At 70.9% G+C, this 9,425-nt stretch carries 7 protein-coding genes; 3 read left to right on the top strand and 4 right to left on the bottom strand.

The window, feature by feature from the left end:
• Positions 1-25 precede the first annotated feature (25 nt).
• Genes FNH08_RS51100 through FNH08_RS52465 form a run of 3 tightly spaced genes read right to left on the bottom strand, consistent with a single transcriptional unit; the run spans position 26 to position 2,456 of the window.
• The gene (locus tag FNH08_RS51100; protein WP_194238719.1) at positions 26-580 is read right to left on the bottom strand and encodes a DUF624 domain-containing protein; all 555 of its coding nucleotides are present in this window, start codon (positions 578-580) and stop codon (positions 26-28) included.
• 14 nt (positions 581-594) lie between these two features.
• Positions 595-1,494 (bottom strand): carbohydrate ABC transporter permease, encoded by a 900-nt coding sequence (locus FNH08_RS52470; RefSeq protein WP_407704511.1) that lies wholly within the window; start codon positions 1,492-1,494, stop codon positions 595-597.
• Complete coding sequence (locus FNH08_RS52465; RefSeq protein WP_152775637.1) at positions 1,491-2,456, bottom strand: carbohydrate ABC transporter permease; 966 nt, start codon at positions 2,454-2,456, stop codon at positions 1,491-1,493. Before FNH08_RS52465 ends, FNH08_RS52470 begins: the two co-directional genes overlap by 4 nt.
• A 228-nt stretch (positions 2,457-2,684) precedes the next feature.
• Here FNH08_RS52465 and FNH08_RS35475 point away from each other — a divergent pair, with 228 nt between their 5' ends.
• Positions 2,685-4,016: an ABC transporter substrate-binding protein gene (locus FNH08_RS35475; protein WP_152775636.1), complete on the top strand. Its 1,332-nt coding sequence runs from the start codon at positions 2,685-2,687 to the stop codon at positions 4,014-4,016.
• A gap of 39 nt (positions 4,017-4,055) precedes the next feature.
• Here the strand turns inward: FNH08_RS35475 and FNH08_RS35470 are convergent, their stop codons facing one another.
• The gene (locus FNH08_RS35470; protein ID WP_322726023.1) at positions 4,056-5,054 is read right to left on the bottom strand and encodes a LacI family DNA-binding transcriptional regulator; all 999 of its coding nucleotides are present in this window, start codon (positions 5,052-5,054) and stop codon (positions 4,056-4,058) included.
• 250 nt (positions 5,055-5,304) lie between these two features.
• On the opposite strand from FNH08_RS35470, the gene FNH08_RS35465 reads away from it, so the two are divergent.
• Positions 5,305-6,804 carry a 3' terminal RNA ribose 2'-O-methyltransferase Hen1 gene (locus FNH08_RS35465; protein ID WP_152775635.1) on the top strand — a complete coding sequence of 500 codons (1,500 nt, stop codon included), beginning with the start codon at positions 5,305-5,307 and terminating at the stop codon, positions 6,802-6,804.
• On the top strand, positions 6,801-9,398 hold the full coding sequence (locus tag FNH08_RS35460) for a polynucleotide kinase-phosphatase (RefSeq protein WP_152775634.1): 2,598 nt from the start codon (positions 6,801-6,803) through the stop codon (positions 9,396-9,398). Before FNH08_RS35465 ends, FNH08_RS35460 begins: the two co-directional genes overlap by 4 nt.
• Positions 9,399-9,425 lie beyond the last annotated feature (27 nt).

Raw genomic sequence — 9,425 nt, 5'->3', positions numbered from 1 at the left:
GGACGGGAGGGAACCACGGGGCGGCTCAGGTCGTCGCCACGGGCCGCCAGGCATCCGCGGCCGTGGCGGCGAAGGCCAGCGGGCCGAGGATGACGACCAGGAGGACGGGGGCCAGGGCCAGCAGGACGGCCGCGGCGCCGGTGGCCCCGGAGAGCAGGGCGGGCGCGAGAGGGTGCCGCGGCACCGACCGGAAGACGGTGGCCAGGGTGGTGCGCCAGCTCGACCCCTCCCGCCAGGCGGCGGCACAGCGCAGTCCCAGCGCCGCGAGGACCGCCGTGGCCGCGGCGAAGGCGGCTCCCGGGCCGGGCCCTTGGGCGTCCAGGGCCAGTGCGTCCAGCCACAGCAGCGCCAGGACGGCCGTGGGTACGGCCCACGCGGCAGGGCCGGAGCGCAGCACCGACCGCAGTCGCCGCAGGAAGTGAGTGGCCGTCACCCCTTCCCCGCCGTAGGCATGTTCGCGCAGCACCGCGCACCCCGCGACCAGTGCCGGGAACGCGGTGACCACCGGCAGCGAGGCGAGCAACAGCAGGACGCCGAGCAGCAGACAGTCGGCGAAGCGGGCGAACCACGTTCGGGTCATGGCGAGTTGTCCTCTCAGCCCTTCAGGCCGGTCGTCTGCACGCCCTCCACCAGCAGCCGCTGGAAGGCGAGGAAGAACAGCAGGACGGGAACCAGGGTGAGGACGGACATCGCGAACATGGGCCCGAACATGGCGCTGCCGTCCATGTCGACGAACATCCGCAGCCCGAGCTGGAGCGTGTAGGTCTGCGGCTCGACCAGGTAGATCACCTGGGAGAAGAAGTCGTTCCAGCTCCAGATGAAGGAGAAGATCGTCGTCGTGACGATCGCCGGCTTGAGCAGCGGCATGATCACATGCCAGAAGGTGCGGTACGGTCCGCAGCCGTCGATCGCCGCCGCCTGGTCGAGCTCGGCCGGCAGCGACCGGATGAACTGGACGACGAGGAAGACGAAGAACGCCTCCGTGGCGAGGAACTTCGGCAGGATCAGCGGCAGGTACGTACCGACCATGCCGAGCTCCTGGAAGATCACGTACTGCGGGATCAGCATCAGGTGCGCCGGCAGCATCAGGGTGCCGATCATCAACGCGAAGTACAGGCCGCGGCCGCGGAAGCGGAGCCGGGCGAAGGCGTAGGCGGCGAGCGAGCACGACAGCACGTTCCCGACGACCGTGCCGAAGGAGACGAGGAGCGAGTTGCCGAACAGTCTCCACAGGCTCAGGCCGCTGACCCCGTCGACCGCCTGGCTGTAGTTGCCCGGCGTGAACACCTTCGGAATCGGGCTCAGGTTGGAGATGACCTCCTCCCCTGACTTGAACGACGCGGTGAGCAGCCACAGCACGGGGTAGAGCAGGACCAGGCCGATCACCACGCAGACGGCGTGCCAGACCCAGGTCCGCAGCACAGTGCGCTCGGCGGAAGCAGAAGCGGGAGCGGGGGAGGGAGCGGGAGCGGGGGATGCCGCGGTCGTCGTCACGACGCGTCCTCCTGTGCGTAGAAGACCCACAGCCGGGCGCTGCGGAAGACGGCGTACGTGATCAGCGCGATGACGGCCAGCAGCACCCACGCCATCGCCGAGGCGTAGCCCATGTGGAAGCTCGCGAACGCCTGTTGGTAGAGGTAGAGCGAGTACAGCAGCGTCGAGTCCGACGGACCCCCGGTGCCGCCGCTGATCACGAACGCCGGGGTGAATGCCTGGAACGAGTGGATGATCTCCAGCACCAGGTTGAAGAACAGCACCGGGGACAGCATCGGCAGCGTGATCGAGAAGAACGTACGCACCCTGCCCGCGCCGTCGAGCGCCGCCGACTCGTACAGGTCCTTCGGAATCTGCTTCAGCCCCGCCAGGAACACCACCATCGGGGCGCCGAACTGCCAGACCGTCAGCAGCACCAGCGGATACAGGGCGTAGTCCGGGTTGTCGGTGAAGCCGCCGACGTGCACACCGAAGAACTGCAGTGAGCGGTCGGTCGCACCGTCCGTGGCGAACAACGCCCGCCACACCAGGGCGACGCTGACGCTCGCGCCGAGCAGGGAGGGCGCGTAGAACGCCGCCCGGTACACGCCCACCCCGCGGCGGGCCCGGTTCAGCAGCAGTGCCACGCCGAGCGCGGCGGCGAGCTTCAACGGGGTGCCGATCAGGGCGTACTTGAGCGTGACGCCGGCCGAGGTGAGGAACCGGTCGTCCTCCAGCATGTAGCGGTAGTTCGCCAGTCCCACCCAGCGGGGCCGGGAGAACAGGTCGTAGTCGGTGAACGACAGATACAGCGAGATCACCATCGGCCCCAGCGTCAGCCCCAGGGTGCCGATCAGCCAGGGAGTCAGGAAGACATGACCCGGCAGCGCCTGTGAGCGACGGCGCCGGCCCGGACGCTGCGCGGCGGGGAGGGCGCCGCTCGGGGGCGGCATGGGACGGGGCGGAGCGGTCGCCTGGCTCATCTGAGCCCTCCTCCACGGCGGGGATGGACAACGGGTGGCAACGATTGCATGCGGTGTTTTCAGTCGGCAAGAGGTCGGGGGAACCTGTCTTTCTCCGTCCGTCGACCCTTCACTCCGCAGGTCAAATTCGGTCAGCACGATTGACGGAGCCCTTGCAGGGGGCGTAGCTTCCCGGCCAACCGGAAACAGAGTGGCAACGTTTGCACTCACGCCGACCGAAGGGCCGCGATGTCTCCAGCACGCCGTTTCCCGTCCCCGTCCCCGACCACCGGGCTGTCGCGCCGACGGCTGCTGGCCTCGCTCGCGGCTCTCCCCGTGGCCGGAGTGACCGCCGGCTGCGGCTCGGGCGATGTCTCCGCCGACGGCACGGTGACACTCGACTTCCAGTGGTGGGGCTCCGAGGACCGCAACCTGGCCACCGAGAAGGCCGTGCGGCTCTTCGAGCGACGCCACCCGAAGATCAGGGTGGCCACCTCGTACGCCGGGTACGACGCGTACCTCCAGCGGCTCGCCACCCAGGTAGCGGCCGGCGGTGGTCCCGACGTCATGCAGATGGACGTCGCCTACCTGCGGACCTACGCGGACCGCGACGTGCTCGCGGACCTCGCCGAGCCCGTGTTCTCGACGATCTCCCGCAGCCGGATCCCCCGTCTCTACCAGCAGACCGGAGTGGTCGACGGGACGCTGGTCGGGATACCGACGGGCGTCGCCACCACTGCCCTCTTCATCGACCCCGCACTGTGGCGCAAGGCCGGGGTCGGGATCCCGAAGGCGGGCTGGACCTGGGACGACCTGCTGACCGACATCGGCCCCAAGCTGAAGCGGGCGGTTCCCGGCCGGGCACCGCTGACCGACTTCGGCGGCTACGTCGAGTGCTTCCACGTCTGGCTCGTCCAGCACGGCAAGTCGCTCTACGCCGGCGACGGCTCCACGGGTTTCACCGAGGCCGACCTGCTCGGGTTCTGGCAGCTCATGGGCCGGTTGCGGGACAAGGGTGTCTTCACGCCGCCGCCCGTCACCGCGTCCTCGCTCAGCGGTGGTGCGGGCGACCGCGCACTCGTACGGAAGCTGTCCACCGCCGAGTTCCAGATCACCTCCTCCGGCACGTCGTACTGGGAGACGTACGGCGAGGTCACCCCGATCCCCTTCCCGACGGTGTCGGCCTCGGCGCCGCCGGGAATGGCCGCCGCGGCCTCGTCCTCGCTGTGCGTCCGGCGCACGTCCCCGCACCGGCGCGAGGCCGCGCTGCTGATCGACTTCCTGGTGAACGACCCGGAGGCGGCCGAAGTGCTCGGCGTGGTGCGCGGGCTGCCACCCAACCAGCGCAACCTCGACCGGCTGGCACCCAAGCTGAGCGGCGGTGACCGGGTCATCGAGCGGTACGTCGCCGACGTCCGGGGCGACCTCGCGCCGCCCCTGCCTCCGGCCCCGTCCGGCGCGGACGAGGACAAGAACGAGTTCAGGCGCGTCTACCAGGACATCATCTTCGGCGCGTCGGAGGTACGGGCGGCGGCCGCCGAGATGTGGGACAAGTTCCACACGAGCGTTCCACAGGGCTGACGCGCGGCGCCCCTACGCCCCTTCGCCCCGGCGCCCGGCTCAGCGCGCCGGGAGTGCCGCTGTCGAGCCGCGGACGACGAGGTGCGTCGGCAGCACCCGCTGCTGGGGCTCCTCCCCCTCGACCTCGGGTGTCCTCAGCATGCGGAACAGCAGGTCCACGGCGGCCCGCGCGGCGTGCGCCTTGGGCACCGACACCGTGGTCAGCGGCGGGGCGGCCATCCCGGACAGGGCGATGTCGTCGCAGCCGACCACACTCATGTCGTCCGGGACCCGCACCCCGCGCGCGGTGAAGCGGCTGATCAGTCCGAAGGCGACGATGTCGTTGAAGGCGACCACCGCGGTCGCCCCGCTCGCCAGTACCACGTCCGCCGCTCCCGTGATACCGCCGTCGAAGTGGGGCGCCACGCTGCCCACCCGCACGAGATCGATCATGCCGGTCTGTGCCATCGCCTCGACGCCGGCCGCCCGCTCCCGCGCCTCCCAGGTACTGCGGGGCCCGCCCACGTAGGCGATCCGGCGATGGCCGAGCGCGTGCAGATGGGTCAGGGCGTCCGTCATCCCCTCGGCCAGGTCGGCCGTGACGCTCGCGAAACCGGGCTCCCTGCGGTGCAGCAGCACCACCGGCTTGGCGGTGAGCCTGCCCAGCGAACCCAGTTCCTCGTCGCTCAGCTGCGACGCGGTCAGCACGATGCCGTCGACCTGGGGGGCGAGCGTGCGGATGGCGTCCATTTCGAGGCCCTCGTCGCGCTCGGCATCGCTCACGATGAGCGAGTGGCCGAGGCCCCTGGCACGCGCCTGCGCGCCCTTGCAGGCCTCCGCGTAGAACGGGTTCAGCAGATCGGGCACGATCAGGCCCACGGCCCCGGTACGCCCGGTGATCAGGCCCCGGGCCGCACGGTTCGGCTGGTAGCCGAGGCGGTCGGCCGCCGCCAGTACCCGGTCCCTGGTCCTCGCGTTCACCGTCCCGTCGGGCGCCAGCGCCCGGGACACCGTGGAGGGGGAGACGCCGGCCGCCTTCGCGACCTCTCGAATGGTCACCTGCACGTCCTGAGGTTTGCATCCCGTTTCATTCTCGTCAATGAGAGGGGGCTGCCCCGCCCTCTGCCAGGGCTGTTGTGGCAGCAAACCTTTTCCGGCGACGGTGCAACACCACCGGCCGGGCGAGCACGAGGAAACGGAAAATCCCGCGAGTACCCGCGGTCCTTCCCTGTACGTTGTCCAGGCGCGCCGCGCCCCACGACATGGCAAGGATTCAGCAGCTCAGAAGGTATTTCGAGGTGTAACCACATTGTTCCTGACGATCAGCACCACCGGCACACCGGAGCGCCCCGCGACCGATCTCGGGTTCCTGCTGCACAAGCATCCCGACAACGCGCAGGCGTTCTCCACCTCCTACGGCACGGCCCACGTCCTCTACCCCGAGGCGAGCGCCGAGCGCTGCACGGCCGCGCTGCTGCTGGAGGTGGATGCCGTGGCGCTGGTCCGGCGCGGCAAGGGCAAGGGCCGTGGCGGCGCGCCCGACGCGGCGCTCGCGCAGTACGTGAACGACCGCCCGTACGCGGCCTCCTCCCTGCTCGCCGTCGCGCTGAGCGCCGTGTTCTCCAGCGCCATGAAGGGGGCCTGCCGCGCCCGGCCCGAACTCCCGGAAGCCGTACGCCCGTTGCGCATCGAGATACCTGCGCTGCCCGCCCGCGGCGGCCCCGACCTCGTACGCGGGCTCTTCGAGCCGCTCGGCTGGACGGTGACCGTGGACGCAGTGCCGCTGGACACCGAGTTCCCCGAATGGGGCGACTCCCGCTACGTACGCCTCGCGCTGGAGTCGGAGGCGCTGACCCTGGCCCAGGCGCTGCGGCACCTGTACGTCCTGCTTCCGGTCCTCGACGACGCCAAGCACTACTGGGTGGCGTCCGACGAGGTGGACAAGCTGTTGCGGGCCGGTGAGGGATGGCTGCCCGACCACCCCGAGCACAAGCTGATCACCAGCCGCTATCTCTCCCGGCGCTGGTCGCTGACACGCCAGGCCATGGAGGCCCTGGAGCTCGTACGGCTGGCCGAGGCGGACGACAGCGAGGTCGAGGAGATCGACAACGCGGTCGAGGCGGAGAGCGAGACGGAGGAGAAGCCGACTCCGCTCGCCGTGCAGCGCAGGGACGCGATCATCGAGGCACTGCGGGCCGCCGGTGCCGGACGCGTGCTCGATCTCGGCTGCGGACAGGGCCAGTTGGTGCAGGCGCTGCTCAAGGACCCGCGGTTCACCGAGATCGTCGGCGTCGACGTGTCGGTGCGCGCCCTCACCATCGCCTCGCGCCGGCTGAAGCTGGACCGCATGGGGGAGCGGCAGGCCTCACGCGTCAGTCTCGTGCAGGGCTCGCTCGCGTACACCGACAAGCGCCTCAAGGGGTACGACGCCGCCGTGCTCAGCGAGGTCATCGAGCACCTCGACCTGCCGCGGCTGCCCGCGCTGGAGTACGCGGTGTTCGGCTCCGCCCGCCCCCGCACCGTGCTCGTGACGACGCCGAACGTCGAGTACAACGTCCGCTGGGAGAGCCTCCCGGCCGGGCACGTCCGGCACGGCGACCACCGCTTCGAGTGGACGCGCGCGGAGTTCCGGGCCTGGGCGGACGCGGTGGCCGAACGGCACGGGTACGGCGTGGAGTTCGTACCCGTCGGACCCGACGACCCCGAGGTGGGCCCACCCACCCAGATGGCCGTGTTCACCATGGGGACCACGAACACACCGACCACGAACACGCACACCACGAACGAGAAGGAGGCGAAGGCGGCATGACGGAGATTCAGACCCCTGTGGAGTCCGTGAAGGGGCGCACCCTGCCCGTCACCGACCTCTCTCTCGTGGTGCTGATCGGGGCGTCCGGCTCCGGCAAGTCGACGTTCGCCCACAGGCACTTCAAGCCGACCGAGGTGATCTCGTCGGACTTCTGCCGCGGCCTCGTCGCCGACGACCAGAACGACCAGAGCGCCAGCCGGGACGCCTTCGACGTGCTGCACTACATCGCGGGCAAACGCCTCGCGGCCGGCCGCCGCACGGTCGTCGACGCGACGAGCGTGCAGCAGGAGAGCCGCCGCCAGCTCGTCGACCTCGCGAAGAAGTACGACGTATTGCCCATCGCGATCGTCCTCGACGTGCCCGAGGAGGTGTGCGCGGAGCGCAACGCGGCCCGTACCGACCGGGCCGACATGCCGCGCCGCGTGATCCAGCGCCACACCCGCGAACTCCGCCGCTCCCTGCGGCACCTGGAGCGCGAGGGCTTCCGCAAGGTGCACGTCCTGCGGGGCGTGGAGGCGGTGGAGCAGGCGAGCGTCGTCACCGAGAAGCGCTTCAACGACCTCACGCACCTCACCGGCCCCTTCGACATCATCGGCGACATCCACGGCTGCGCGTCCGAACTGGAGTCGCTGCTCGCCAAGTTGGGCTACGTCGACGGCACACACCCGGACGGCCGCACAGCGGTCTTCGTCGGCGACCTCGTCGACCGCGGCCCGGACACGCCCGGCGTACTGCGCCGCGTGATGTCCATGGTCGCGTCGGGCACGGCACTCTGCGTCCCCGGCAACCACGAGAACAAGCTGGGCCGCTGGCTGAAGGGCCGCAAGGTCCAGCACACGCACGGACTGGCCGAGACCATCGAGCAGCTGGAGAAGGAGGACGACGACTTCCGCACGCGGGTACGGGAGTTCGTCGACGGCCTGGTCAGCCACTACGTCCTCGACGGCGGCCGGCTGGTCGTCTGCCACGCGGGCCTGCCCGAGCACTACCACGGCCGTACGTCGGGCCGGGTGCGCTCGCACGCCCTGTACGGCGACACGACCGGCGAGACCGACGAGTTCGGCCTGCCGGTGCGCTACCCGTGGGCGGAGGACTACCGGGGCCGTGCGGCGGTGGTGTACGGCCACACGCCGGTCCCGCAGGCCAGCTGGCTCAACAACACCATCTGCCTCGACACCGGCGCTGTCTTCGGCGGCAAGCTCACCGCGCTGCGCTGGCCGGAGCGGGAGCTCGTCGACGTACCGGCCGAGCGCGTCTGGTACGAGCCGACGAAACCGCTGGCCACGGAGGCACCCGGAGGCCACGAGGGCCGCCCGCTGGACCTGGCGGACGTGCACGGCCGCAGGACCGTGGAGACCCGGTATGCGGGACGGATCACGGTCCGTGAGGAGAACGCGGCGGCGGCCCTGGAGGTCATGAGCCGCTTCGCGGTGGACCCGCGCCTGCTCCCGTACCTGCCCCCGACGATGGCTCCCACGGCCACGTCCCACATCGACGGCTATCTGGAGCACCCGGCCGAGGCCTTCGCGCAGTACGAGGCGGACGGGGTCGCGCGGGTCGTGTGCGAGGAGAAGCACATGGGTTCGCGGGCGGTGGCGCTGGTGTGCCGGGACGCGGCGGCGGCGCGCGACCGCTTCGGCGTGACCGGCGGCCCCACCGGCTCCCTCTACACGCGCACCGGGCGTCCCTTCTTCGACGACGAGTCGGTGACGGAGGAGATCCTCGGACGGGTGCGGCAGGCCGCGGACGCGGCGGGCCTCTGGGACGAGCTGGAGACGGACTGGCTGCTGCTCGATGCCGAGCTGATGCCGTGGTCGCTGAAGGCGTCCGGGTTGCTGCGGGCGCAGTACGCGGCGGTGGGCGCGGCCTCCGGGGCGGCGTTCCCGAGTGCGCTGGCCGCGCTGGAGGGTGCGGCGGCGCGGGGGGTGGACGTGGGCGATCTGCTGTCGAAGCAGCGTGATCGCGCGGCGGACGCGACGGCGTTCACCGAGGCCTACCGGCGGTACTGCTGGCCGACGGACGGCCTGGAGGGCGTGCGCCTGGCACCCTTCCAGATCCTCGCGGTCCAGGGCCGCAGTCTCGCGGCCCTGCCCCACGAGGAGCAGCTGTCCCTGATCGACCGCCTGGTCGAGCACGACGGCAGTGGCCTGCTGCAGACGACCCGGCGCCTCTTCGTGGACACGGGTGACGCGGAGTCGGTGCGGGCCGGGATCGACTGGTGGCTGGAGATGACCGGGCGGGGAGGTGAGGGCATGGTGGTCAAGCCGGCCGGTGCGGTGGTGCGATGGGGGTCCCCCCGCTCGAGCGAAGCCGAGAGTGGGGGAGAGAAGGGGCGCCTGGTCCAGCCGGGCATCAAGTGCCGTGGCCGGGAGTACCTCCGGATCATCTACGGGCCCGAGTACACCCGCCCCGACAACCTCGCCCGTCTCCGCCACCGCTTCCTCAACCACAAGCGGTCCCTGGCGACCCGCGAGTACGCCCTGGGCCTGGAGGCCCTGGACCGACTCGCGGAGGGCGAGCCGCTGTGGCGTGTGCACGAGGCGGTGTTCGGGGTGCTGGCGCTGGAGTCGGAGCCGGTGGATCCCCGACTGTGAGGTGATTCGCCCCCGCCGCCCCTACCC

This window comes from Streptomyces spongiae (assembly GCF_009377185.1).
Classification (GTDB): Bacteria; Actinomycetota; Actinomycetes; order Streptomycetales; family Streptomycetaceae; genus Streptomyces; species Streptomyces spongiae.
The sequence above is the reverse complement of the archived record's forward strand: the minus strand, read 5'-3'. Positions and strand labels throughout refer to the sequence as shown.

Coding starts and splice junctions, on each gene's coding strand:
- FNH08_RS51100 (WP_194238719.1), bottom strand. CDS start 580: ATGACCCGAACGTGGTTCGCCCGCTTCGCCGACTGTCTGCTGCTCGGC.
- FNH08_RS52465 (WP_152775637.1), bottom strand. CDS start 2,456: ATGAGCCAGGCGACCGCTCCGCCCCGTCCCATGCCGCCCCCGAGCGGC.
- FNH08_RS35475 (WP_152775636.1), top strand. CDS start 2,685: ATGTCTCCAGCACGCCGTTTCCCGTCCCCGTCCCCGACCACCGGGCTG.
- FNH08_RS35460 (WP_152775634.1), top strand. CDS start 6,801: ATGACGGAGATTCAGACCCCTGTGGAGTCCGTGAAGGGGCGCACCCTG.